At 41.0% G+C, this 23993-nt stretch carries 24 protein-coding genes; 7 read left to right on the top strand and 17 right to left on the bottom strand.

Features of this window, described 5'->3' with window-relative positions:
• Positions 1-31 precede the first annotated feature (31 nt).
• Positions 32-2548 (top strand): cytochrome c biogenesis protein CcsA, encoded by a 2517-nt coding sequence (ccsA, locus tag QWZ08_RS06285; protein WP_290336407.1) that lies wholly within the window; start codon positions 32-34, stop codon positions 2546-2548.
• A gap of 213 nt (positions 2549-2761) precedes the next feature.
• On the opposite strand, the gene QWZ08_RS06290 is transcribed toward ccsA, so the two are convergent.
• The 8 genes from QWZ08_RS06290 to QWZ08_RS06325 form a co-directional block, all read right to left on the bottom strand.
• Positions 2762-3649 carry an energy transducer TonB gene (locus QWZ08_RS06290; RefSeq protein WP_290336408.1) on the bottom strand — a complete coding sequence of 296 codons (888 nt, stop codon included), beginning with the start codon at positions 3647-3649 and terminating at the stop codon, positions 2762-2764.
• Positions 3650-4021: 372 nt separating this feature from the next.
• On the bottom strand, positions 4022-5767 hold the full coding sequence (locus QWZ08_RS06295; protein ID WP_290336409.1) for a glycoside hydrolase family 13 protein: 1746 nt from the start codon (positions 5765-5767) through the stop codon (positions 4022-4024).
• 40 nt (positions 5768-5807) lie between these two features.
• Complete coding sequence (locus tag QWZ08_RS06300) at positions 5808-7043, bottom strand: RNA polymerase sigma factor (RefSeq protein ID WP_290336410.1); 1236 nt, start codon at positions 7041-7043, stop codon at positions 5808-5810.
• A gap of 89 nt (positions 7044-7132) precedes the next feature.
• Positions 7133-7486: a YciI family protein gene (locus QWZ08_RS06305; RefSeq protein WP_290336411.1), complete on the bottom strand. Its 354-nt coding sequence runs from the start codon at positions 7484-7486 to the stop codon at positions 7133-7135.
• A 187-nt stretch (positions 7487-7673) separates the two neighbouring features.
• Positions 7674-7961, bottom strand: a complete 288-nt coding sequence (locus QWZ08_RS06310) for a DUF1330 domain-containing protein (RefSeq protein ID WP_290336412.1) — start codon at positions 7959-7961, stop codon at positions 7674-7676.
• 166 nt (positions 7962-8127) lie between these two features.
• Positions 8128-8520, bottom strand: a complete 393-nt coding sequence (locus QWZ08_RS06315) for a DUF7793 family protein (protein ID WP_290336413.1) — start codon at positions 8518-8520, stop codon at positions 8128-8130.
• A gap of 107 nt (positions 8521-8627) precedes the next feature.
• On the bottom strand, positions 8628-8996 hold the full coding sequence (locus tag QWZ08_RS06320) for a cupin domain-containing protein (RefSeq protein WP_290336414.1): 369 nt from the start codon (positions 8994-8996) through the stop codon (positions 8628-8630).
• A gap of 514 nt (positions 8997-9510) precedes the next feature.
• The gene (locus QWZ08_RS06325) at positions 9511-9915 is read right to left on the bottom strand and encodes a VOC family protein (protein WP_290336415.1); all 405 of its coding nucleotides are present in this window, start codon (positions 9913-9915) and stop codon (positions 9511-9513) included.
• A gap of 239 nt (positions 9916-10154) precedes the next feature.
• On the opposite strand from QWZ08_RS06325, the gene QWZ08_RS06330 reads away from it, so the two are divergent.
• Positions 10155-10916 carry a 5'-nucleotidase C-terminal domain-containing protein gene (locus QWZ08_RS06330; protein ID WP_290336416.1) on the top strand — a complete coding sequence of 254 codons (762 nt, stop codon included), beginning with the start codon at positions 10155-10157 and terminating at the stop codon, positions 10914-10916.
• On the top strand, positions 10906-11847 hold the full coding sequence (locus QWZ08_RS06335; RefSeq protein ID WP_290336417.1) for a bifunctional metallophosphatase/5'-nucleotidase: 942 nt from the start codon (positions 10906-10908) through the stop codon (positions 11845-11847). Before QWZ08_RS06330 ends, QWZ08_RS06335 begins: the two co-directional genes overlap by 11 nt.
• A gap of 83 nt (positions 11848-11930) precedes the next feature.
• Here the strand turns inward: QWZ08_RS06335 and QWZ08_RS06340 are convergent, their stop codons facing one another.
• The 4 genes from QWZ08_RS06340 to mgtE form a co-directional block, all read right to left on the bottom strand.
• On the bottom strand, positions 11931-12281 hold the full coding sequence (locus QWZ08_RS06340; protein ID WP_290336418.1) for a TfoX/Sxy family protein: 351 nt from the start codon (positions 12279-12281) through the stop codon (positions 11931-11933).
• Positions 12282-12306: 25 nt separating this feature from the next.
• Positions 12307-12675 (bottom strand): hypothetical protein, encoded by a 369-nt coding sequence (locus QWZ08_RS06345; protein WP_290336419.1) that lies wholly within the window; start codon positions 12673-12675, stop codon positions 12307-12309.
• Positions 12676-13235: 560 nt separating this feature from the next.
• The gene (locus QWZ08_RS06350; protein ID WP_290336420.1) at positions 13236-14180 is read right to left on the bottom strand and encodes a cation diffusion facilitator family transporter; all 945 of its coding nucleotides are present in this window, start codon (positions 14178-14180) and stop codon (positions 13236-13238) included.
• A 134-nt stretch (positions 14181-14314) separates the two neighbouring features.
• Positions 14315-15703, bottom strand: a complete 1389-nt coding sequence (gene mgtE / locus QWZ08_RS06355; protein WP_290336421.1) for a magnesium transporter — start codon at positions 15701-15703, stop codon at positions 14315-14317.
• 297 nt (positions 15704-16000) lie between these two features.
• On the opposite strand from mgtE, the gene QWZ08_RS06360 reads away from it, so the two are divergent.
• From QWZ08_RS06360 to pbfA, 3 genes are all read left to right on the top strand, one after another.
• On the top strand, positions 16001-16648 hold the full coding sequence (locus QWZ08_RS06360; protein WP_290336422.1) for an START domain-containing protein: 648 nt from the start codon (positions 16001-16003) through the stop codon (positions 16646-16648).
• 199 nt (positions 16649-16847) lie between these two features.
• Positions 16848-17057, top strand: a complete 210-nt coding sequence (locus tag QWZ08_RS06365; RefSeq protein WP_290336423.1) for a hypothetical protein — start codon at positions 16848-16850, stop codon at positions 17055-17057.
• A gap of 256 nt (positions 17058-17313) precedes the next feature.
• The gene (pbfA, locus tag QWZ08_RS06370; RefSeq protein ID WP_290336424.1) at positions 17314-18666 is read left to right on the top strand and encodes a (R)-1-hydroxy-2-aminoethylphosphonate ammonia-lyase; all 1353 of its coding nucleotides are present in this window, start codon (positions 17314-17316) and stop codon (positions 18664-18666) included.
• Between the two features lie 205 nt (positions 18667-18871).
• Here the strand turns inward: pbfA and QWZ08_RS06375 are convergent, their stop codons facing one another.
• The 5 genes from QWZ08_RS06375 to QWZ08_RS06395 form a co-directional block, all read right to left on the bottom strand.
• Positions 18872-19372, bottom strand: coding sequence for a hydrogenase maturation protease (locus tag QWZ08_RS06375; RefSeq protein ID WP_290336425.1), 501 nt, complete (start codon positions 19370-19372; stop codon positions 18872-18874).
• The gene (gene cybH / locus QWZ08_RS06380) at positions 19373-20134 is read right to left on the bottom strand and encodes a Ni/Fe-hydrogenase, b-type cytochrome subunit (protein WP_290336426.1); all 762 of its coding nucleotides are present in this window, start codon (positions 20132-20134) and stop codon (positions 19373-19375) included.
• Between the two features lie 16 nt (positions 20135-20150).
• A complete protein-coding gene (locus QWZ08_RS06385) occupies positions 20151-21875 on the bottom strand; it encodes a nickel-dependent hydrogenase large subunit (RefSeq protein ID WP_290336427.1) in 1725 nt (574 codons plus the stop codon).
• Between the two features lie 162 nt (positions 21876-22037).
• Positions 22038-22439 carry a PH domain-containing protein gene (locus QWZ08_RS06390; protein WP_290336429.1) on the bottom strand — a complete coding sequence of 134 codons (402 nt, stop codon included), beginning with the start codon at positions 22437-22439 and terminating at the stop codon, positions 22038-22040.
• Positions 22440-22466: 27 nt separating this feature from the next.
• Entirely contained in the window at positions 22467-23600 is a 1134-nt protein-coding gene (locus tag QWZ08_RS06395) for a hydrogenase small subunit (RefSeq protein WP_290336431.1), read from the bottom strand.
• 178 nt (positions 23601-23778) lie between these two features.
• Between QWZ08_RS06395 and QWZ08_RS06400 the strand changes: the two genes are divergently transcribed.
• On the top strand, positions 23779-23991 hold the full coding sequence (locus QWZ08_RS06400) for a hypothetical protein (RefSeq protein ID WP_290336432.1): 213 nt from the start codon (positions 23779-23781) through the stop codon (positions 23989-23991).
• Positions 23992-23993 lie beyond the last annotated feature (2 nt).

The following is a 23993-nucleotide window of genomic DNA, read 5'->3' on the forward strand; positions in this document are numbered from 1 at the left end:
GCTTTAGCATCAATACTTAAACAAACCACCCATGCGATTTGAAGGAGAACACTTGTGGATAGGAACCACAGGTCATATTTTTATATTGGTTGCTTTTACAGCCTCTTTGCTTGCCACCATTGCTTACGCCATCGCAGCCGCCAAAAAGGACGCTGCGGAAAAATATTCCTGGATTAAATACGCAAGGGTTAGTTTTTTTATACAATGTGCCGCTGTACTGGCGGTGTTCGGTTGTATTTTTTACATCTGCTCCAACCATTATTTAGAATACCTCTACGCCTATAAACATACTTCCAAAGAATTGGAATATAAATATCTGCTGGCCTGTATTTGGGAAGACCAGAGTGGTAGCTTTTTATTGTGGTCTATCTGGCATTGTGTGTTGGGAATTATATTGATTAATAAAACAAAAGAATGGGAAGCGCCGGTAATGTCGGTGGTGAGTTTTGCACAGGTATTTTTAGCCATGATGATTATGGGGTTATACATTTTGGGCACCAAGATTGGCAACAGTCCTTTTGTATTAACCCGCAACGAAATCAACGGACCTATTTTTGGAAGATCCGACTACCTGAGTTTAATTAAAGATGGCGTTGGATTAAATGTTTTATTGCGTAATTACTGGATGGTAATTCACCCGCCAGTGTTGTTTTTGGGTTTTGCCTCTACAATCGTACCTTTTGCATTTGCGTATGCAGGCATACAAACCAAACGTTTTGGCGACTGGATAAAACCAGTACTGCCCTATGCATTGTTCAGCGCTGCAGTATTGGGTGTGGGTATTATGATGGGTGGCAAATGGGCGTACGAATCTTTATCTTTTGGTGGTTACTGGGCCTGGGACCCGGTTGAAAATGCATCGCTTGTTCCATGGCTGATATTAATTGCCGGACTGCACACCATGGTAATTTATAAAGCTACCGGCCACTCTTTAAGGGCCAGTTACCTCTTTACCATTCTTTCTTTTATATTTGTTTTATACAGCACCTTTTTAACCCGTACCGGTGTATTGGGTGATACGTCTGTACATGCATTTACTGAAGCAGGCAAAGCGATGAATATTCTGATCTTTTCGTTCATGGCGGTATTTACAATTGCTTCACTTACTTTGTTTTTTATCAACCTTAAAAAAATCCCGGCCATCCATACAGAGGAGGCCAGCAGCAGCCGTGAGTTCTGGATGTTTATCGGGTCACTGGTTTTCTTTTTGTCAGCCCTGTTTATTATTGCCAAAACATCGGTGCCCGTAATTAACGCGGTATTAGGTACAAAGATGGCACCACCCGAAGATGCTGAATTTTCTTACAATAAAGTAATGGTACTGGTTGCAGTAATTATCGGTTTACTGAGCGCCGTTACGCAATATCTGAAGTACAAAAGCACACCATCTTCATACACGTTAAAAAAGATTGCACTGCCCACCTTTATTGCCGCGGTTATTACCGGTTTGCTGGCTGTCATTTATCCGCTAACTTATCACAAACAAGGTCCGGGATTTTTGGTTGCTTTGTATTTTGCCTTGTTCGCTTCTATTTATTCTGTGGTTGCAAATGCAAGCTATATCTGGAGCGGACTGAATGGCAAACTAAAAGGAGCCGGCGGTTCTATAGCACATTTGGGTTTTACTTTAATGATTGCGGGCATGCTTATTTCCGCAGGTAATAAGGAAGTGATCAGCGTAGAAAAATTTAAAGATTTTAATATCCCGATGGGTATTGATCCGCTTACCAAACAACAGGATATTGCATCAGAAAATATTAATTTGATAAAGCAGGTACCTAAAAAAATGGGCCCTTATGATGTAACCTATTTATACGATAGTGCAGGCCTTGAAACCGGCAAACGTTTTTACCATTTGTTGTTTCAGAAAAAAGATAGCGCTACAAAAAAAATTACTGAATCTTTTGTATTAAACCCGGATGTATACCTCATGAAAAACAACAACATGAGCAGTAATCCCGATACGAAAAATTATTTATCGCATGATGTATTTACGTATATCTCCTACGCCTTAAGTCCTGACAGGGAAAAAGATACCAGTTCTTTTAAGGTACATGAAGTAACCAATGGCGATACCATCTTTTATTCAAAAGGATATATGGTGCTGGATGATGTAGTTAAAAACCCTGCCAGCAACAAATTCAATATTCCCTTAACCGGCCCCGCGGTAACTGCTAACCTTAGCATTACCAGTAACGAAAATGAATTGTACAAAGCCGCTCCGATGATTCTGATTGACAGCATGGGCATTAATCAAATAGATGATACAGTGTACGGTCAAAACCTGTACATCAAATTTGCCGGTGTGAGCTCTGATCAGAAAAAAATTAAAATCGCTGTAAAGGAATCTGAAAAGATGATTGATTTTGTAACACTAAAGGCCTATATATTTCCTTACATCAACCTGGTATGGATTGGCCTCGTGGTAATGGCCATCGGCTTAATTATGAGCATGATCCGCAGGGCGAATATGTCTTCCAAAGCAGGTGCCATAACGCTGCTGCTTGTCGCTGCAGGAATGTTTTATATGTTTTTGTTGGCGAATTAAATCGCAGGATAGAAACACGGATGACGCTGATTGTGCGGGTAGAAACGTATATTGCTTTTAACACCCTTAATCTGCATCCATCTGCATAAAGTAAACCGAAAATAGCTTTTTAATTAAATCGCAGCTCTACACCCATTCCAATTTAGACACTTATTGGAACCCGGTACAAATTCCAAACATTAATTTACGTGTTATAATGTTAGCCTGTAACATTTATTGTACAACAAATGTTACAGGCTGCCTGCGGTATGCATTCACTTTACGGCCATATTGAATAGCAGGTTCCCATGCCGGCCCGTTTTGTATTATTCTAATTACCTCCTGCTCCATACCATAACCATGCTTTGTTTCTGAAGTTACATTACTGATACTGCCATCCTTTGCAACAATAAAGCGAACTATAACCTGGTAAATTCCGTTCCGTGCTCCATTATTCACAGGTGTTGAAGCGTTCAATGTTTGTTCAAGATATCTTCGCCATAGAATTTCTCCTCCTGAGAACTGTGCTTCTTTTTCTTCTCTTGTAAAAAGAGAATCAATCATCACCCGTCCTGAATCATAACTTTTTAAAATCCCATTTTGCCCCTTAAAATAAACCTCTGTTTTTAATTCCCCTTTTTCATTGTAAGACATTCTTTTTAAGATGTCCGTCAAGCTGTCTTCATACGAGTAGTAACTCATCTGTCCATTTTTGTAATAATTGAATACCGATTTTGTGACAGCTTTACCGGTCTGAAATATTGAAGAGTCACTCTTCCTGCCAGCAGAATCCCATTTTTCCCAAAGACCGCTTTGCTCATCATTTAAATAAGTACCCTGCTCTTTTATGGATCCGTCTGCGTAAAACTTTGAAAATTCCCCCTGCATTTTAGACAGCGAAGAATCTGTATAATGTGCCGACATCAATAAGCTCCCGCCCTTCTTTAAAAAATAATCAAGACGGAATAACCCATCATCTTCTTTACCTCCCTTTCCAATGACAACTGCTTTAGAAGCTTTTGTGATTGCGAGCTGGTCATCAAAATAATAAACATACTGAGCGTGACAATTTAAAATTGTAGCAAACAAAATAATTGTGAAAAACAACAAATGCTTCTTCATTAATTGTGCGAATGCATATTTAGGATGACAGGCAGGTTTAAAAGAAAAAATTTCAACAAGTCAAAACAAACGTGCTAAAATTAGATAACGTTTTAAAATTATAATTATTTCCATTTAGCGCAGAATAGCCATTCACATCACTTTCAGCAAAAATTATCCTCATATCGCCACTTACAAAGGCGTTAACTTAAAGGCCTTTCGGATCCATCACCCTTCCAATCACAATCACTGTTCATTTATTTCCGTATTCACTCCTGAAAGCTACATGCTGCTGCATAATGCTGCGTTCATCCTATCCGGCATAAATATGGTACAGGGCGGATTGAGTTTTAATAGAAATGTATTTTGATGCTTATAAATACCTGGATATTTTTAAAGTTTATAAATCAGCGCTTCATAAGGCCTCAATGTAACTACCGATGCGTACTTATTTTTTTGAGGCACTTTGTCATAATTACATAAAACCAGTTGTGCTGTTGATATGTTGGAGGAAAGATTTACGCGGGCAGCGGTCTTTGTAAAGTTCAGCAACACCAGCATTTTTTGTCCTCCCAATTCTCTCGTATAGGCGTACACGTCAGGATTGGTTTTATCCAGTTCATTATATTTTCCGTACACCAGCAGCTGTTTTTGTTTACGCAGTTTTGCAAGCTTGCGAAAATAATTCAGTACACTGTTGGGATCGTTTTGCTCTGCAGCATAATTGATGATTTTGTAGTTCGGATTTACTTTTATCCAGGGCGTACCACTTGTAAAACCTGCGTTGGCACTGCTGTTCCATTGAAACGGAGTGCGGCCGTTATCCCTGCTGCCAAACTTCAGCTGCTCCATAAATTTTTGCAGGTCGCCTCCGGTATTCTTCAGCCGCTGATACTCATTCAGTGTAGCCATATCTTTATAGTCTTCTATTTTGTCAAATCCGGCATTGGTCATTCCTAATTCATCGCCGTTATAATAATAGGGTGTTCCCCGCATGGTCATAATAAATGTGGACAGCATTTTAGACGACAGTTCCCTGAATTCCGGACTGTCATTTCCAAACCTGCTGACCATTCTTGCCTGGTCGTGATTGGCTAAAAAAACTGACACCCAGCCCTTGTTTGCAAAAGCACTGTCCCACCGGCTGAACAATTCCTTAAAACGCAACAGGCTGTATCCTTCCGGTTTTGGCATATCGACTGCATCAAAAGGATAGGCCATGTTTAGTTCATTGCGATCGGCATCTACCAGGTTATGCGCATCTTTAAATGAATTGCCCGCACCTTCTGCAACACTCATTACATTGTATTTGCTGAATACTTCCCTATTCATTTCCTGCAGGTAACCATGTAAGTTACCCTGCATGGAATAGTATGGCATAAAGTTTTTTTCATAACCTTCGGGCAATGCCGGAAAGCTGGTGTCTTTAGCCGCAAAACCAAATGCATCCAGCCTGAAACCATCGATACCTTTATCAGCCCAAAATTTCATGATGTCGTACACTTCATGACGCAGCTTCGGATTCTCCCAGTTTAAATCGGGTTGTTTGCGGGAAAAATAATGCAGGTAATAAGCGTTGGTGAGGGAGTCGTATTTCCACGCATCGTGATTAACATCAAAAAGGCTGTAGCGGTAGGGTGGTTTACCGCGTTCAGCGTTCCACCAATGATAATACTCTCTGTACGGGCTTGTTCTGGAACTGCGACTTTGTTTAAACCACTCATGTTCGTCACTGCTGTGGTTTACTACCAGGTCCATTACCAGTTTAATTCCTCGTTGGTGCAGGCCTTTCAGCAAGGCATCAAAATCTGCCATGGTACCAAAATCCTTCATGATTCCCCTGTAGTCACTTACATCATACCCGTTGTCATCATTGGGCGAACTGTAAATTGGATTGATCCAGACTGCTGTAACACCTAAGCTTTTAATATAATCCAGTTTGGAAATAATACCTTTTAAATCACCGATACCGTCGCCATCACTGTCTTTAAAACTACGAGGATAAATCTGGTATACAATGGCTTGTTTCCACCATTTTTTTACATTGGACTCCGGCATATCGGACTGACAAATGGCTGTTTGGGTGCAGCTGAACAGACAGGTAAAAACAAAGATTAATGACAAAAGATACAATCTCATACAATCATTTTTTGCAGTCGTAGCGAGTTACAAATATAATTTATGCCCCTTTTAAATGCTCAATTTTATTTTCAATCGCTTTCTTATCTGTCTGTGTTTTTGCAAGGCAAAGCGCTGCTTCATAATTAGCTTTTGCTCTGGCATTGTCAATGCCAGTATACAACTCACCCAGCAGTACAAAATAAAAATGGTTGCCTGGCAATACCAATTTTTCCGCTTCTTTTATGGCTTCGGCTTTGCTTCTTGCACGCGAAAGCGCATAGGTTCTGTTAAGTGCAGCAATGGGCGAATAGTTGATTTGAAGTAACTGGTTAAAAAGCTGTAAAATATGCTCCCACTTTTCTTCCGTATCCGTTTTAATAGTGTGCCAGTAAGCAATGCTGGCTTCAATATGATATTTTGAAAGATCGTTACCTGTTGATGCCCGGTGAAGAAAATAACCACCTTTTGAAATCAATTCATAATCCCACAATGTTTCATTTTGATCTGCATATAAAATGAGTTCCCCGCTCTCACTTTTTCTTGCTTCAAACCTGGATGCCTGAAAACACATTAAAGCATACAAAGCGTTCACGGCAGGCAGATTGGTTGATTCATTTTCTACAAGTAACAATGTAAGCCGCATTGCTTCCAGGCAAAGTTCGTCGCGGATGACAGCATCTTTACTTGCTGAGTAATAGCCTTCATTAAATAACAAATACAAAGTGGTTAAAACCATTTCCAGGCGTTGGACTAATTGATGTGCTCCGGGAAATTCGATGGCCACTTTTTCAATCCTTAATTTTTCTTTGGCCCTTTGCAGCCGTTTATTGATGGTTTCCTTATTGGTTAAAAAAGCAGCTGCAATTTCATCAATGCCAAAGCCGCAAAGAATACGTAAGGCCAATGCTGTTTGTGCTGAAGGAGAAATTACAGGGTTACAAATGGCAAACAACATTTGCAGTTGGCTTTCGGTAATATTCTGGTCAGATAAATCAATATTAATCTCCTCCGTTGCCGGGCTTGTATATTTTAAGCGGGATAAAATGTGTTCAGTAAATGTTGAATGACGGTGAAAGTAATTGCTGGCCTTGTTCTTTGCAACCGTATACAACCAGGCTGTTGGATTCCCGGGAATGCCTTTATAGGTCCAGGTTTCCAGGGCGGATAAAAAAGTTTCGCTGGCGAGGTCTTCCGCTATTTCAATATGTTCAATGCCAAACAACCTGCACAGTACCGCTGTTATCTTCCGGTATTCTGTTCTGAATAAATGCGGTATCAGCTGTTGTTGTTCCATAAAAAAACGGCACAAATAGTTTCACACAAAGTAACAAAGGATACAAAGAACACAGCATTGTACTTTGTGTGAAACATGTTTTAATTAACTTAATGCACGCCATCTCTTTTAGCAACTTTTCTAACCTCCACAGTATTGCCTTCGCCCTGCAACACCGGGCACCCTTTGGCAAATTCCACCGCCTCTTCAACAGAGTCTGCCTTAACGGTCATAAACCCGCCAATGGTTTCCTTTATCTCGCCAAAAGGGCCGTCAGTAACCATCCTCGTGGAGTGCACCACTCTCGCATCATCAAAAGGCAAACCTGTACCGCTGACAAATTTGTTCTGCGCTGCTATACCTCCGATCCAGTCCATCGTTTGTTTCATCCAGATCTGCATTTGCTCAGGCGAAGCAATTTTACTTCCATCCTGGTGCCGCATAATTAATAAGAATTCGTCCATGATTTTTAGATTTTAATTGTTTTAAATAATGATGTTCTCTTCTATAACAAACGAAAAGAAATAAACAGGACATCCGAAAAAAAATTTATCCTTTGACCAGGCGCAAAATACCTGCCGCCAATAGCCCTGCAACCATAACCATAACTGGCAGGTCATGATTAACAATATGCAGTAAAGACATTCAAATTTAAACTCCCTCCACTATAATCATTTTAGTAGTTGCCGCTCTTTGCCTTATAGCCTTAGCAGTAGTGTAGATGCCGGAACTCCACCATTCTTTTGCTCTTTCAACAGAAGGAAATTCCAGTACCACTATCCGTTCCGGATTCCAGTCGCCTTCAAGAGATGCAGTCTGCCCTCCTCTTACTACAAACCGGCCGTCGTAAGCTGCGATGGCCGCTGGCGTTAATTTTTTATATTCTTCATATGCCGCCGGATCGGTAATAGTTACTTCAACAATAACGTAAGCTGCCATAATAGTAGTTTAATTTTTAAGTAGATGATTTCATTGTCATTTTACATTGTTTACAAAAAATTGAACCAGCAGAATTAGCTATTTATTTCGATTTTTTTACCTCGTACACTATTTATTGACAAATAAAATCTGCTTAGTTTGCCACTGCGTTCATTTCCCCGGCAGGCTATTGAGTATATTGCTTCAGCCATCCCCTGGCTGCAGTGTCATCAGAAAAACTTTTCATCGGTATGGGTGGCGGCTTTACTGCAAATAAAATATTCATGATAAATTTTGAAAGCCCCGGCTTTGAAACCATTGCCATTGCTGAGTAAATAACAGGCAGCATTTCCGTAGCAAATTTCCTTGCCGTTTTATCAGGTACCGGTGAATTGGACAAATAGATTAACAACGGCACCGGCTGATTGCCCGTAATCTGCCGGATCAATGCTGCATTGCTCCTGATATTCTCCACGGTTCGTTTGGGACTTTTAGAAACAGACACCAATATGCCATCCTCCCACCAATAGCGGGCAATATCACTTTCGAATATTTCTCTGTTTGCCGGAGGCTCAATCATAAAGGTTATTTGTGAAGTGTTGTATTCAAGTGAGTCGTAAGTTGTGAATAGTGAATGAAATACACAGCGCTGAAGTTATTCACTATTGACCATAGACAACTCGCACTTTATATTTCTCCAAGCTGATGTTTTGTAAACGCTTCATCAATTACATTGCCTGTATTTAAAACAGTACCCGGTTCAAACAACATTACTTCCACCTCTTGTTCTGCTACGGGCCGGTGTTCTGTACCTTTTGGAATGATGATGAAATCGCCTTCGTACAGTGTAATTGTTTTATCCCTGAGCTCCATGTTAAATTCGCCTTTTATTACCGTAAACATCTCATCTTCTTCGTCATGTTTGTGCCATACAAATTCGCCCTTAAATTTTACCAGCTTAACTAACTGACCATTTAATTTACCGGCAATCCGCGGATTCCAATAATCGGTAAACGAATCCATTTTTTGCCGGATATTTACTTTTTCGACTGCCATGCTACAAATGATTAATTGATAAACAAAGTCCGTTAACGAACGTATTTATTTTTTGGTTTTACAATAAATGTCCGATGCTTCTACCGGGTGTTTTTTATCAAGATCAACATTATTTAAACTCTTGGTGGCACCCCAGTTGAGCCTATTTTACCTAAAAAATACACCTCATGTTCTTTTTCCTTGATACCGGTTGGTATAAAATAACATGATGGTCCTTAATTCCAAGCTCATAAAAATATTTCATCCTTAAATAGTCATGTACATTTCCACTTTCCAGGCTACCTGCAAAATAAAAGCCCCCAATAATATAACAACTAAAAGAAATTGTTTTTACCGTTGATATAAAAACCTGAATCAAGGATCGCCGGCTGGCAATGCCTGTGCATGCAAATGAGACACAACCTGTTACAAACACCCGAAAAAACACCGGCTGATTTGAACGAAGTAAGAATGTTGATGTAACATACCGCCAACGCAGCAATGTTCATTACAAGTTCCGGACCATCCAAATTGATCATTCAATAAACAGAGTAGTAACTTCCAGCCGGTTATTATCCGGATCCAGCGTTTCAAATTCGTAGTACCCATCACCGGTTCTTCTCGGGCCGCTTAAAATAGCAAAGCCGCCCGCTTTTAACTGCGCCGCTTTTTCTTCCACAGCCTGCATGGTATCCACACTAAATGCCATGTGAATTATGCCCCGATGCTGTTTCACAATGGTGTCATTTAAATTGGGCGGAATGACGGCCATCTCCATAATTTCCAGCCGGGCACCGGATTTAAAACTTATAAAATAACTGTGAAACTGCTTTTTTTCGTTGGTGTATTTATCATTTGCAACACCATTAAAATACTGGCTATAAAAATCTTTCAGCGCTTCCAGCTGATCCGTCCAAATGGCAACGTGTTCTAAGGTCATATTTTTTGTTTTACAAAGAAAGGATGTAATATATGCTGTAACCCCAATATTCTGAATGACTATTTTGTATTTTTTGGAGGACTTTTCAACTGCAACTTTATTACAGGCCGGGCACTTTTTACCATGCATATTCCGGTAAATACTTCGATCTCGAAAATATCGAAATGGGAACAAAATAACCACCCTTTATTTTTAAGGTACTTTAAAATTGGCTACCTTGCTGCTATCAATTTCTTTTCATGCGTAAGTTATTTTTATTCTCCCATTTTGTTGCTATTTCTGTACTCATTTTATCCTGCCACTCCAGCTACCAGGCTAAATCGGTTCAATATAAAGACTACCGTATAACACAGGCGGATGCTGCAAAAACAAGCGGCAATGCGGATATCCATGCGCTGTTAAAGCCATACGCTGACAGTGTAAATAAAAGCATGAATGATGAAATTGCTGTTGCAGCCACTATGCTTGAAAAAAAGCAACCGGAAGGCCCGCTGGGCGATGTACTGGCCGACGCGATGCTGGCGATGTCAAAAGAAAAATTCAATAAACAGATTGATGCTGCTTTTATGAATTATGGCGGTATCAGGCTGTCGTCCATTCCTCCGGGCAGCATTACCAGGGGTAAGATATTTGAACTGTCTCCCTTTGATAACAATATTGTTGTATTGAAATTAAGTGGCAAAATTGTTCAGCAATTTTTAAATCATGTTGCCAGCAGAAATGGATGGCCCTGTGCCGGACTTTCTTTCCAGATAAAAAATAAAACTGCTGTTAACATTGTGATTGCGGGCAAACCTTTTGATGAACAAAAAGAATACGTTTTTGCCTTGCCTGATTATGTGGCGAATGGCGGTGATGACTGTACAATGTTTGCAGGCATTCCCCAACAAAATATCGGCTATCTTTTACGGGATTCCATCTTACAATATTTTTTCAAACTACACAAAGAAGGAAAGCAAATTACCGCTTCCAACGAAAACAGGATAACCAATGCAGAGTAGAAGAAAATTTTTACAACAAACCTCGCTTGCAGCAGCGGCACTCATTACTTCCAATTCATTGCTGGGCGAAACTACGGGTGCAGCTGACATTACCAGGCTGACCATTTTACACACCAATGATGTGCACAGCCGCCTGGATCCCTTCCCGATGGATGGCGGTAAAAACCAGGGCCTGGGTGGTGTTGCAGCCAGGGCTGATTTGATAAAAAAAATCCGCAGTGAAGAACAGCATGTGTTGCTGCTGGATGCAGGTGATATTTTTCAGGGTACCCCCTATTTTAATTTATACAAAGGCGAGCCGGAAATGAAGGCAATGGCTGCCATGAACTACGATGCAGTCACAATGGGCAATCATGATTTTGATGGCGGACTCGAAAACTTTGCCACACAACTGCAGTTTGCCAACTTTCCCGTATTGCTGTGCAATTATGATTTCAGAGGCACACCGATGGAATCTAAATACGAGCCCTATAAAATTTTCAACAAAGGGAAATTAAAAATTGGTGTTACTGGCTTGGGTATTGAAATGAAAGGTCTGGTGCCAGATGCACTGTATGGCAACACCAAATATCTTGACCCCGTAGCCAATTTAAACCGTACCGCAGCCATGCTGAAAAAAGAAAAAAGTTGCGACCTGGTAATTTGCTTAAGTCACCTGGGATACAAATATGGCCCGGCCGAAAATAAAATCAGCGATGTTTTACTGGCTAAGGAAACTGAATACGTGGATTTAATTATTGGCGGACACACCCATACTTTTTTAGATGCACCGGTATTGGCAAAAAATAAAAACGGAGCTGATATTTTAATTAACCAGGTAGGCTGGGCAGGCATTATACTTGGCAGGTTAGATTTTGAATTTTCGAAACTGAAGGGCAAAAATTTATCCACTGCACATACGTTGGTTGTTGGTAAACGGGAAGCTGAATAAACGGGGCACTTTATAACCAACCGTTGCCAGCACGATATGGTGATACAATAAACAAAAGATCCGGCTTCAAGCAGCCTGTTAATCTATTGACCCTTTTCTTTTTTAGAAGGCTTCGCCAGCTTATTGTACTCCAATGCCAGCTTTATCCAATACTCCAGTTTCTTTTTAGTACCCAAGGCTTCAATATCAACCCAGGCATATCCCTTCATTACTTTCTTTGTAAAATCCATTGGCCGGCAGCCTTCTATTTCCATCACCTCATCCAAAATAGAGGGGTCAAATCTTACCATCAATCTCTCCCGCCTCACACCAACGCACATTTTATCGTTCACCATAAAACACACGCCACCGAACATTTTTTTCTCTTCTACATTTTTATGAGTAATGGCAATGATTTTTCTAACCCGGTCTATTAATTGTTTATCGGGTAACATTGACGCTTCAAATTAATATTGTGAATTAATATTTTATCCACTCCGTATTCTGAATTGCAGAATACCGGTCGTAACAATCGTCCTGCAAAAGCTTTAGAGCCAACTTACCACTACTGATGGTAAACCCGTATTTACCAGGAGTAGTATCGCAACCACTTTGTCCATCAATTTTTATTAAGGTAAGTGACGTGTCGGATTTTGTATAAGTCATTCTTTCAATCATGGTGCTGTCAGCAACGGTATACACCAGAACGGTGTCCTTTCTAAAATCAATCGCCGTAGTGGTAGGCCCATTACTTAGCTGCAACAAAGTTTTCCACCTGGTATCCCGGAGTTGTGCAGTAATGGTTGTAAAAACAAATGCCGTCAAAGCAGACAATATAATCTTTTTCATTTTGGCAATTTTTAAAGTAATGAATGTTACTAAAACTTTAATTAAACACCCCAACAGAAGTTGTTAATAAATTCCGTTGCCGGTTAACTAAGAATAAATTTAATGAAACCTGGGGATTTTTTCAATGAACAGGTCTCGTTTCTAATGTAATACCTTCTTCTTATACCTTAGTGATGGTGGGACATTACAATATTCTCCAAATTCTCAAGAATACAATTGTGATGGCGATTATGCTCAAAAGAGTTGCAGTAAGGTTACAGGGATGCCTGCGTTTTACAGTCACCAAAACCAGACTCATTGACATGCCCCCTAATGCAACTACGTAATACTGATATCCAAATTGGTATAATTCCTTTAACCCGAACAGGGCTCTCGTTTTGCCACTTGATCTGGCATATTCCTGCGCTATAAGATAATTGATAAATAAAGTTGCGGCGATTGAAAGTATACTGATTACCATTGAAATGGCCAGACACTTATTTGCCTTATTTTGATTCATTTTGCAAGCAATGGCTTACCAGGTTGCAAGCTGTAAATTGTTTTGTTCTTTCATGTTAACATCAATGATGATGCGCTTCACCGCAAACATCTTCAGCACAAATGTCAGTTTCTGTTTCCAATGTCGCGTGCTGTATATTCAGGTGTTCCAGCTTATGTTTTATTGTATGCTTTAGCTCACCTACCTGTGCGTTAGACAATTCGTTTGCTACCACGATGTGCCCCGTCAATGCATTTTGAGTGGTACTGATTGCCCACACATGCAGGTGATGAAAATCTTTAACGCCGGCAGTTTTTAATACCGCTTCTTTTATTTTATGCAGGTCGGTATTATTGGGTACGCCGTCCAGTGATAATCGCAAACTATCCCGCAGCAAACTCCAGGTACTGGCAATAATTACAAGGCAAATAATGATGCTGAGCAGCGGATCTATCCAATACCAGTTGGTATAATAAATAACAATGCCGCCCGCAACTAAACCTAGCGAAACCAATGCATCTGCGGCGAGGTGTAAAAAGGCGGCTTTTACATTGATGTCTTTTTCCCGGTCGCGGAAAAACATAAATGCAGATACGCCGTTGATCACTATGCCGATGGCGGCAATGATGGAAATAATTTTACCGGGTAATGGCTGGGGGTTACTGAAACGAAAAATGGCTTCGTAGCCGATGGCACCGATCGAAACAAGTAAGATCACCGCATTCAGCAATGAAATTAAAATAGATGATTTTTTAAACCCGTAAGTATATTTATCTGTTGATTTAGATTTCGATAATTTAAACGCTACCATCGCCAGCGCAAGCCCTGCGACATCCAAAAAATTATGCCCTGCATCTGACAATAAGGACAAGGAATTTATTTTTAATCCAATTATAACCTGTACAATAACATAGGCCAGGTTAAGCACAATTCCAACAATAAATGCTTTGTTGATGCTGGTTATTTCAGGCACGTGGCTGTGACTGTGTCCAGCATGTGAATGATGATCTTTATGTTCGTGTGCCATTGGTAAAATATCAAATAAACGTTAGTAAGTTAATTATGTTTCTGCAATATTAATTGCAGAAATGTTATCAAAAGATCTTCTCTTCTATAGCCGTATCCTTTTCTTTTATCACTGGATCAATTCAGCATTTCGTTTTATAAAATAGTGCCTTTTAAAATAACGGCTGCGATGGTAAAATAAATCACCAGCCCTGTTACATCTACCAATGTTGCCACCAGCGGAGCAGATGATGTCGCGGGATCGAGCCTGAATCTTTTAAGCAAAATCGGAATCATAGACCCGCTTAATGTACCCCACATTACAATACCAATTAAAGAAAAGAAAATGGTGAGCGCCAGCAAAAACCAATGTGCACCATAATTGTACAAGTGCAGGTTTTGCCAAACTGTAATGCGTATAAAACCAATGGTGCCTAAAATAAATCCCAGTGTGAGTCCGGAAAGAATTTCCCGCCGCATTACAAACCACCAGTCTTTTGCCGTCAGTTCTTTTAACGCCATTGCACGGATAATCAGCGTGGCCGCCTGTGAACCACAGTTGCCACCACTTGAGATAATCAACGGCACAAACAAGGCCAATACCACCGCTTTGGAAATTTCCTGGTCAAAATAGCCCATAGCAGTTGCAGTCAGCATTTCGCCCACAAATAAAATAATCAGCCAGGTTGCTCTTTTCCTGATGAGCGAAAAAAAAGCAGTTTTTACATAAGGATAATCCAGCCCTTCCACACCACCAAAATTTTGAATTTCTTTCGTGTCTCTCTGTTCAGCCACATCGAGTACATCATCTACCGTTAACACACCCAGCAATACATTATCCGCATTGGTAACAGGCAGTACTACCCTGTCGTATTCTTTAAATTTGGCTACTGCATCTTCTTTAGTGTCGGTCATTTTAAGGCTTACACAAAAACCATCCAGTATCTCACTTACTTTTTTTTCAGGATCATTTAATACAAAACGGCGAACAGGGATATCATCTACCAGTTTGCCTTCCTTATCCACCACATAAATTACATTGGCGGCTTCTGTATCCTGGTGATTTTTTCTTAAATAATTGCGTGCTTCGTCAATGGTTATCTCCGGTACAATCGTAGCAAAATCTGTATTGATCAAACGGGCGACACTGTTTTCAGGATAACCTAAAATATCATGCACCGCATCCCTGTTTTTATCATTCAGCAATGCCAGAAAAGCAGAACGCTCCACCCCTTTCAGTGACGAATAAAAGGCGATCCGGTCGTCCGATATCAGCTGATTTAAAATAAAAGAAGCTCGTGACGTAGTAAGTTTATGTACAATCTTTTTTTGCAACAAATTATCCAGGTAGGGAAAAACCATTGTCTGCGTACTGGTAGGTAGCGACCGGAAAGCCTGCACAGCATTGTCATCCGGTACCGAGGACAGCATTTTTGCCACTTCAGCAGGATGCACACTTTTACTGTTTACACCAAAATGCAACAGGCTGCTGAAATCACCTTTTATTATTTTTTTGCTGATTTCTTTCAAATTTAAATGCATCATAAATAAAAGATTGGAGCAATTAAAAAAATTGGCGTGAAGGTAGCCAAAATGATGTTATTGAATTGCAAACAGCAGGTAGGTGTACCACTTTCTAATTTAAGTTAGCCGCAAGCCCCTGCTTCTATTTCTTTGCCTGAAAGAAACACATAAAACAGGAATACCGGCTGCAATTTCAATCAACGGAAATGTTTTAACATTTTAGTTCAAATGAATGGCTTTGTTTATGCAAGGGTAATCATTTGAAGTTTACATTTGTAAAACCACCCACTTATAAAGTGTTGACCAATCCAATGTAATATGAAATTTACTTCCATTTTTTTAGTATTGAGCCTGGTGTTACTTGCCACCGCAAAAAGCCAGGATGGCTGGAATTTGAAGAAGGATAAAAATGGTATTAAAGTCTTTTCCAAAAAATCGGATAAATTTAAATTTGATCAGTTAAAGGTTGAATGCGTGCTGGATGGCAAAGTATCGCAGCTGGCAGCTGTTTTGCTGGATGTTGACAATCAGTACCAATGGGTATATAAAACCAACAAATCGCAGTTACTGAAAGAGATGGGCGAAGGAGACGTTTTGTATTACAGCGAGATTGCCTGCCCCTGGCCTTTTGAAAACCGCGACCTGGTTGTCAGGATGAACATTGCCCAAAACGCTTTTAATAAAGTAGTAACCATTGAAGCAAAAAATGTAAACGATTATCTGCCTGCAAAAGATAAGCTGGTAAGAATTAATTATTCCAATGCACAGTGGACAGTTACCCCCATTAGCAGCGGCCAGCTGAAAGTAGAATATACCATTGAGGTTGACCCCGGGAATAATGTGCCCGCCTGGTTATTGAATATGTTCGCCAGCAACGGCCCTTACGAATCATTTGTTAACCTGCGTGAAAAAATGAAATTAGCTCCCTACGCTGAAGCGAAATTCTCTTTTTTATCCGATAATTAAGTGTTTACCTGATAACATAGCAAAAAATTAAACAAGTTCTAAAATTCGAAGTTTAACTACACCTGTTTCGCTAGGGTTTGTAGTATTTCCAACGTATGCAATGTTACTTTTATACCAGGCTTTTTAAACTGGCATAAAAACGTGCGAGAGTGCGGTAGTTAAAAAGCTATCAATAGATTATCCTAAAATCCATCCAACCATGACTAAAACAGAAAAAGAAAATTGGCTCACTGAAAAGGAAGCCGCGGCAATCATCGAATTGCCAGCAGCATTTTTCCGGCAACTGGTAATGACAGGCCCTTTGAAAGGCGTTGTAAATTACCTGGCCTATAAAAGCAACAGCTACCGGTACAACAAAATCGACATTGAGAATTATATATTCGAAGATTCATTTTTTGCACGACTATAAAGGTTCACTTTTTCATTACAAACAAGGTGGGTTAATCACCGGAGGCAGTTGCAGCAGCCAACTGCCTTTTTATTTAATACCACAAGCCTGTCCCCCCAATTTGCTTCACTTTCATTGGTGTTACTAATTATACCGGCCATCTCCTGCTACCATACCCATTGCAAGTGCAGTTTGAAAATAAAAAAAGCGATAACCTGTTGTTTTAATTAAATAATAGCTGAAGTTTGTTATAGTTCCCACTTCAATTGATTACTTAATGAACCAACCTATTTCGACAGAACAAGGCGACATCAACGCAAGCCCATTACGCAGAGCCTATTCAGATAACCTGGATGATCATACTAAGCACTGGATAAATGAAGATGCCAGCTATTTTTTACACCAGGCGCTGAGTACACCAGTGATGAATGTATTGAGTAAAACAGAAGGGCCGTTTATTTACGATCTAAATGGCAAAGCATACCTTGATCTGCATGGCAATGGTGTACACAATGCCGGCTTCAGCAACCCGGACGTGATTAAAGCAGTGATAGAACAATTACAGCAATCCCTGGCGTTTACGCCACGCCGTTATACCAACATTCCCGCAATACAACTGGCAAAGAAATTGGTGGAAGTAACACCCGTCGGACTGGACAGGGTTTTGTTTTGCCCCGGAGGTTCTGAAGCCATTGAAATGGCCCTGATGCTTGCCAAACAGGTAACAGGGAAATGGAAGACCATCTCTTACTGGGATGCTTACCATGGCACCGGCTTCCAGGCATCCAGCGTTGGTGGAGAAGAACATTTCAGCACCGGCAACGGCCCGATGGTGCCGGGTAATTTTCATGTGGAGTTCCCCAACTATTACCGCAATCCCTGGGGCTGGACGGATGAAGAAGCTATTGATAAAGAATACCTGCGCCAGATAAAAATTATCCTGCAGCGCAACCCTGATATGGCTGCAATTATTGGAGAACCCATTTCGGCAACACCGGTTGTGCCGTCAAAGAATTACTGGCTGCAGGTGCAGGAACTGTGCAGTCAATATGGCATGCTGCTGATTTTTGATGAGATCATTGAAGGTTTTGGCCGCACAGGCAAACTGTTTGCCAGCGAACACTTTGTTACACCCGATGTGCTGGTACTTGGTAAAACGCTGGGTGGTGGCTTGCTGCCTTTTGCTGGTATTGTTACCAGAGAAGAGTACAATGTATTACAACATCGCTCCATCGGGCATTTTACACACGAAAAAAATCCATTATGCGCAACGGCCGGCCTTGCCACTATCAATTATTTAGAAGAACATGCAGTGGTGCAAAATGCCGCAGACATGGGCGATTACTTAATGGATCAGTTGCTGGCACTAAAAGACAGGTATCCTTTAATCGGCAATATTGCTGGTAAAGGATTACACATGGGTATTGACCTGGTAAAGAATCACACAACAAAAGAAAGAGCCTGTAAAGAAGCAGAAGAGCTGATGTATTTTTGCATGAATGAAGGCGTTGCTTTTAAACTGATTGAAGGAAACATCATTACCATAAGGCCAGCGCTGACAATCACAAAAGATCATTGTGATATGATTGTAACTGCACTGAGAAAAGGTTTTGAAAGTATAATACGATAAGCATCAAAACCGCTGTCCTGTAATTGCTCTTTAAGATTTCGAATATGACTGGCCTAAAATACTACACCCGGCGATGAACGCCAGGTGTTTGAAAGCAGACAAAAAACGAAGGCCGAAAAACTGACCTAAAGAATTTTAAACGGGAGTTTACTGCGCATAATAAAAGAATTGGCTCCGGTTTTTTCAGAAGTTACTGCAATAAGCACTAAACAACGGTAAGCATGTTTGTTTCCTTTGTTTCATTTTGCAATTTCTTTACAAGGTCAAATATTTTCACTATCACTAAAGGCACAGCCTTCTCGATAGGTGCTGTCAGCTCAATCCCTTGCTGCTGCAGGCTTTCAATACTTACAACAAACAAATGGATAACGGGCATTTTATCCAACAACAGTAGGGCACTCACCATATCTTTCAAACCTATATCGTGCGTGCTCATGGCTTTCGGAAAGTCCTGCGCAAAACGTGGCCTGATCAATCGGATCGTACCAAGCGGATTATCATCCAGCGTGGCATCTACCAATATCACGGTTTCGTACCCTTCAAAATAACCCAACAAATGAAAGCCCCCGGTACCGCCATCCACTACGTCAACGCCAGGTGGCAGGCTTTGCTGTTGCAGCCTGTTGGCTACATGCACACCTATACCTTCATCACCCATTAAATAATTGCCGATTCCCAATATAAGTATGCGCTTTTCCGGAGTCATCTATTTGTTGTCTTTTTTAATTTTAGGTTCGGTTTTCTTAGCTTCAGGGTTGGGCGTCTGGTGATGATTTCTTTCAAAAACTTCCTCTTCAATAAATTTCCACCCACCGCCCATGCTGCTCATTTCGCCGCGGCCTTCTACATAATCATGATAAAAAACAAGGTACACATGTACTACAGCAAACAGTATAAAAAACCACATACTCCAGTGATGAATTTGTCTCGTCATAATATCACCGCCAAAAATTACGGGCACCCAGGCAAATAATTTTGGCAACCACCAGGTGGCGGTAGGTGCATACAAACCGAAGCCGGTAAGGCATTGAACAAGGAAGGCAAGAAAAGTAAGAAAGTAAATAAAACCCGCCATGGCATTGTGCCCGATACTCATGTGTTCTTTACCTTTCAGCATCAGTATATCCATGCGGAACACATACCACATCTCTTTAAAAAACTTTTTTGAGATAGGTAAAAACTGCCGCCAGTTAGCATATTTATTTCCAACAAAGCCCCAGTAAATTCTGAATAAAAAATTAAAAAAGAAAATATAGGCCGCAATAAAATGAATATATCGTACCCACCCCATTGTATATTGGTTAGTTGCCTCCCGCTGGCTTTGTAATGCCAGCGGGTTGGCAATATAAAAGCCCGTTGCAATCAATGATAATATAGCCAGGGCGTTCAGCCAGTGATAAATACGTACCGGTTGTTCCCAAACATATACCCGGCGAAGCTTTTGAATATGCAAATATTTGTCTGCCATAAAAAGAGTTTATTAGTTAGTCTCCTACTACGCTGATGCGGCTGATATGCTTTCCATCTTCATCATAAATATGAACGCTGCACGCCATACAGGGATCAAAACTGTGGATGGTTCTTAAAATTTCCAGTGGTTGTTTTTCATCTGCCACGGGTGTATCAATCAAAGCGGCTTCGTAGGCAGATAACTTACCGTTGCCATCTCTTGGCGATGCGTTCCAGGTTGTAGGCACTACCAGCTGATAGTTGGCAATCTTAGTATCTTCAATATTGATCCAGTGTGCCAGCGCACCTCTTGGCGCTTCTGCGTGCCCTACGCCCAGTGCGGTTTTTGGCCAGGTAGCAGGGTCAAACTTGCTCATCTCTGCCATACGGGTATCCCCGTTTTTAATATTGGCAATTAACTGGTCGTAAAATTCCTGTGCCCATTGCGATACCAGCATGCATTCCAGTCCTCGGGCGGCCGTTCTGCCCAGTGTTGAGAACAAGGCAGCAACAGGTACATTCAGATCGGTAAGCGCTTTATCAACAACAGCTTTAAAATCTTCCCTGCCTCTTGCATAGCCTACAAGCACACGTGCCAGCGGACCAACTTCCATGGCATTGCCTTTCCATCTCGGTGTTTTTATATAACTGTATTCCTTGGAAGTATCCAGGTTAGCGAATGGTGGTTTTGGCCCTGTATAATTTACTTTGCTTTCACCCTTCCATGGATGCAGTCCCTTCTTTTTTCCATCTTTATAATCGTACCAGGAGTTGGTAATAAATTCCTGCACTTCTTCTTCCTTGCGCAGATCAACATCATATACTTTGCTGATGTCTTTATTTAAAATTGCACCTGCCGGAAACTTGTAGGAAGATTGATCCCTGTAACCATTGGTGGGCAAGTCGCCATACACCAGGTAATTGCCCAAGCCACCGCCGATGGCTCCCCAGTCTTTATAAAAAGAAGCAATCGCCATCAGGTCGGGAATATATACCTGCTCTATAAATTCTTTACCATCCCGCAACAACTGACCGACATAGGCCAGCCTTTCCGCATTGATGCCACTTACATCATCCAGGCTTATAGAACAGGCCATGCCTCCGACCAAAAAATTCGGGTGCGGATTTTTACCACCAAATATCGCCTGCACTTTTACAATTTCTTTCTGCCATTCCAGTGCTTCCAGGTAATGCGCAAGGCCAATTAAATTTACTTCGGCAGGTAACTTGTATGCAGGGTGTCCCCAGTAACCATTGGCGAAAATGCCCAACTGTCCGCTGGCAACAAATTTTTTAATCCTTTCCTGGATATCACTGAAATAACCGGGTGAACTTTTTGGCCATTTGGAAATGCTCTGGGCCAGTTCAGAAGTCTTCTTCGGGTCTGCTTTTAATGCAGCCACCACATCAACCCAATCCATCGCATGCAGGTGATAAAAATGCACTACGTGGTCATGCATGTACAAGGAGCAAAACATCAGGTTACGCACCAGCTCTGCATTGGGCGGAATAGTGATATCCAACGCATCTTCCACTGTTCGAACAGAGGTTAAAGAGTGAATAGAAGTGCACACACCACAAACCCTGCCCACAAAAGCCCAGGCATCTTTCGGATCTCTACCTTTTAAAATTTCTTCCAGTAAACGAACCATGGTACCGCTGCTGAAAGCATCTTTTATTTTGCCATTTTCAATATCGGCTTCAATCCTCAAATGGCCTTCAATTCTGGTGATCGGGTCAACAACTATTCTTGTACTCATATAGCGTTTTTAAAATTTTTTATTTGCCAAACAGTTAAATATCTATTAAGCTCTATTGGCGTCGCACTCTTGTGCTTTTAGTCAAGCATCAACAAAACGTTCGAAACATATCCTCGTTCCTTTTATTTATTCCGCTCAAATTAAAATGCGCCAATTTCAATCTCACCTTATTTCAATTGCGGGATTTATATGCAGCAGCGTCGTAATAAAATCTGCCTTGTGCGTCGGTGAAATAGCAACACTTTCTTTATCGTTGTATTTTATCTCCACCTTTTTGATGGAGGTAGCCGGCGAACCAAAAAAATCAGACACTTCTTTAATCGTTTTTATCTTGCGCACGTCAATAATCTTCTCATAAAAAAAACCGCACTTTACCTGCAACACTTCACCAGAAATAACATAACTCGTTGATCGCACCAGGTACACAAAAAACAATATTACCAGCACGATTATAAAAAAGCCAATCCAATCGGAATGCGTGGCTGCCTGATAGATACAGAAGAGCAGCAACACTGCAAGCGGAAGAAAAATTTCAAGTCCGATTTTAGAACTAAACCTTTTCATAGCCATTATTTTTAGCTGCTTTCTAAACTACTCTTCCAATTCTTTCTCACTCTGCTTTCCTTCTTTTTCCAGGCTAAAAATTAGTTTGTGTTTCCGCACATTGGTAGCAATGGCATGTGCCGCGATAGCTGCGCCGGTAGCGCCTAAAGCAATTTTGCCCAAAGTGTCTGCACTTGATTCAATACCAAAACCTGAGAAGGCGCTTCCTCTTTCATACAGCCTTCCGTTATCCCAGAAATTTTCTTCACTGCAGCCAATGCAGGGGTGACCGCTTTGTATCGGGTAACTCGTTCCGTTATTCCATTTCATCACGCCGCAGGCGTTGTAAGTGGAGGGTCCTTTACAACCTACTTTATATAAACAATATCCTTTTTTTGCATTCTCGTCATCAAAACTTTCCACGTACAAACCGGCATCATAATAAGGCCGGCGATAACAACTGTCGTGTACCCTTTTGCTGTAAAAAGCTTTGGGCCTGCCGATTCTGTCAAGCTCAGGAATTTTACCAAACGTAACAAGGTGCACAATTACACCAGCCATCACCTCGCCTATCGGCGGACAACCAGGCACTTTAACGAGGGGTATACTTCCCTTTAATAATTTATGAATAGGAGTAGCATTGGTTGGATTGGGTTTAGCAGATTGTACACAACCATTGCTTGCGCAACTACCCCAGGCAATCACCGCCTTTGCACCAGCTGCAGCTTCTTCCAGAATCTGCAATGAGGTCTTTCCGCCAATCATGCAGTACACGCCATCGGCGCCCGTCGGAACACTTCCTTCCACACAAAGGATGTATTCCCCTTTGTATTTAGTCATGGTATTCTTCATCGCTTCTTCCGCCTGGAAACCGGATGCCGCCATCAGTGTTTCTGTATAATCAAGCGATATTTTATCCAGCAGAATATCAGCTACTATCGGGTGCGATGAACGGATAAAGCTTTCACTGCAACAAGTACATTCCTGGAAGTGAAGCCAGATAACAGGCACACGGGGTTTAGTTTCCAGCGCTTTCACCACCTGCCCGATGGCAGATTTTTCAAGCCCTATAAAAGCAGCCATCATGGTCGCAAAACCAATAAAGTCGCGGCGGGTATAACCCTTTCGTTGTACTTCTTCGTAGTAGGTTGGCTGGGTGTTGGCGGAAGCATCGTTAATCATACTGGTTAGTTTAACTGTTGATGTAGTAATGATATGCGGAAGAATTATTATAAAGTCATAAAGCTATTTTTCAAACAGCCTTATTCTCATGATTATCTTCAGTAATATTTATGACTTCGCTCATGTTTATGTGCTTTGGTTTTAAATACTTTTAATTCTTTATCTGCAAATGAACTATATGAAAAAAATGATTGCCATTTTAAGCTTGCTTTTTACAGGCGGGCCTTTTATCAGTGAAGCACATCCTGGCCATGGCTCAACTGAAGGTTTTACCATCACTCATTATTTTACTGAGCCGGTACACGTGATTGTTTCGCTCAGCATTATTGTTGCAGCTGCTATATTCATCCGGTACAGGAGCGCAGTAAAGCAACCAGTAAAAATTAAATAACT

It is taken from the genome of Ferruginibacter paludis (genome assembly GCF_030409685.1).
Taxonomy (GTDB): domain Bacteria; phylum Bacteroidota; class Bacteroidia; order Chitinophagales; family Chitinophagaceae; genus Ferruginibacter; species Ferruginibacter paludis.

Bases quoted from the DNA above. Each gene is read 5' to 3' on its own strand.
- ccsA (WP_290336407.1), top strand. From the start codon at position 32: ATGCGATTTGAAGGAGAACACTTGTGGATAGGAACCACAGGTCATATT.
- QWZ08_RS06290 (WP_290336408.1), bottom strand. From the start codon at position 3,649: ATGAAGAAGCATTTGTTGTTTTTCACAATTATTTTGTTTGCTACAATT.
- QWZ08_RS06295 (WP_290336409.1), bottom strand. From the start codon at position 5,767: ATGAGATTGTATCTTTTGTCATTAATCTTTGTTTTTACCTGTCTGTTC.
- QWZ08_RS06300 (WP_290336410.1), bottom strand. From the start codon at position 7,043: ATGGAACAACAACAGCTGATACCGCATTTATTCAGAACAGAATACCGG.
- QWZ08_RS06305 (WP_290336411.1), bottom strand. From the start codon at position 7,486: ATGGACGAATTCTTATTAATTATGCGGCACCAGGATGGAAGTAAAATT.
- QWZ08_RS06310 (WP_290336412.1), bottom strand. From the start codon at position 7,961: ATGGCAGCTTACGTTATTGTTGAAGTAACTATTACCGATCCGGCGGCA.
- QWZ08_RS06315 (WP_290336413.1), bottom strand. From the start codon at position 8,520: ATGATTGAGCCTCCGGCAAACAGAGAAATATTCGAAAGTGATATTGCC.
- QWZ08_RS06320 (WP_290336414.1), bottom strand. From the start codon at position 8,996: ATGGCAGTCGAAAAAGTAAATATCCGGCAAAAAATGGATTCGTTTACC.
- QWZ08_RS06325 (WP_290336415.1), bottom strand. From the start codon at position 9,915: ATGACCTTAGAACACGTTGCCATTTGGACGGATCAGCTGGAAGCGCTG.
- QWZ08_RS06330 (WP_290336416.1), top strand. From the start codon at position 10,155: ATGCGTAAGTTATTTTTATTCTCCCATTTTGTTGCTATTTCTGTACTC.
- QWZ08_RS06335 (WP_290336417.1), top strand. From the start codon at position 10,906: ATGCAGAGTAGAAGAAAATTTTTACAACAAACCTCGCTTGCAGCAGCG.
- QWZ08_RS06340 (WP_290336418.1), bottom strand. From the start codon at position 12,281: ATGTTACCCGATAAACAATTAATAGACCGGGTTAGAAAAATCATTGCC.
- QWZ08_RS06345 (WP_290336419.1), bottom strand. From the start codon at position 12,675: ATGAAAAAGATTATATTGTCTGCTTTGACGGCATTTGTTTTTACAACC.
- QWZ08_RS06350 (WP_290336420.1), bottom strand. From the start codon at position 14,180: ATGGCACACGAACATAAAGATCATCATTCACATGCTGGACACAGTCAC.
- mgtE (WP_290336421.1), bottom strand. From the start codon at position 15,703: ATGATGCATTTAAATTTGAAAGAAATCAGCAAAAAAATAATAAAAGGT.
- QWZ08_RS06360 (WP_290336422.1), top strand. From the start codon at position 16,001: ATGAAATTTACTTCCATTTTTTTAGTATTGAGCCTGGTGTTACTTGCC.
- QWZ08_RS06365 (WP_290336423.1), top strand. From the start codon at position 16,848: ATGACTAAAACAGAAAAAGAAAATTGGCTCACTGAAAAGGAAGCCGCG.
- pbfA (WP_290336424.1), top strand. From the start codon at position 17,314: ATGAACCAACCTATTTCGACAGAACAAGGCGACATCAACGCAAGCCCA.
- QWZ08_RS06375 (WP_290336425.1), bottom strand. From the start codon at position 19,372: ATGACTCCGGAAAAGCGCATACTTATATTGGGAATCGGCAATTATTTA.
- cybH (WP_290336426.1), bottom strand. From the start codon at position 20,134: ATGGCAGACAAATATTTGCATATTCAAAAGCTTCGCCGGGTATATGTT.
- QWZ08_RS06385 (WP_290336427.1), bottom strand. From the start codon at position 21,875: ATGAGTACAAGAATAGTTGTTGACCCGATCACCAGAATTGAAGGCCAT.
- QWZ08_RS06390 (WP_290336429.1), bottom strand. From the start codon at position 22,439: ATGAAAAGGTTTAGTTCTAAAATCGGACTTGAAATTTTTCTTCCGCTT.
- QWZ08_RS06395 (WP_290336431.1), bottom strand. From the start codon at position 23,600: ATGATTAACGATGCTTCCGCCAACACCCAGCCAACCTACTACGAAGAA.
- QWZ08_RS06400 (WP_290336432.1), top strand. From the start codon at position 23,779: ATGAAAAAAATGATTGCCATTTTAAGCTTGCTTTTTACAGGCGGGCCT.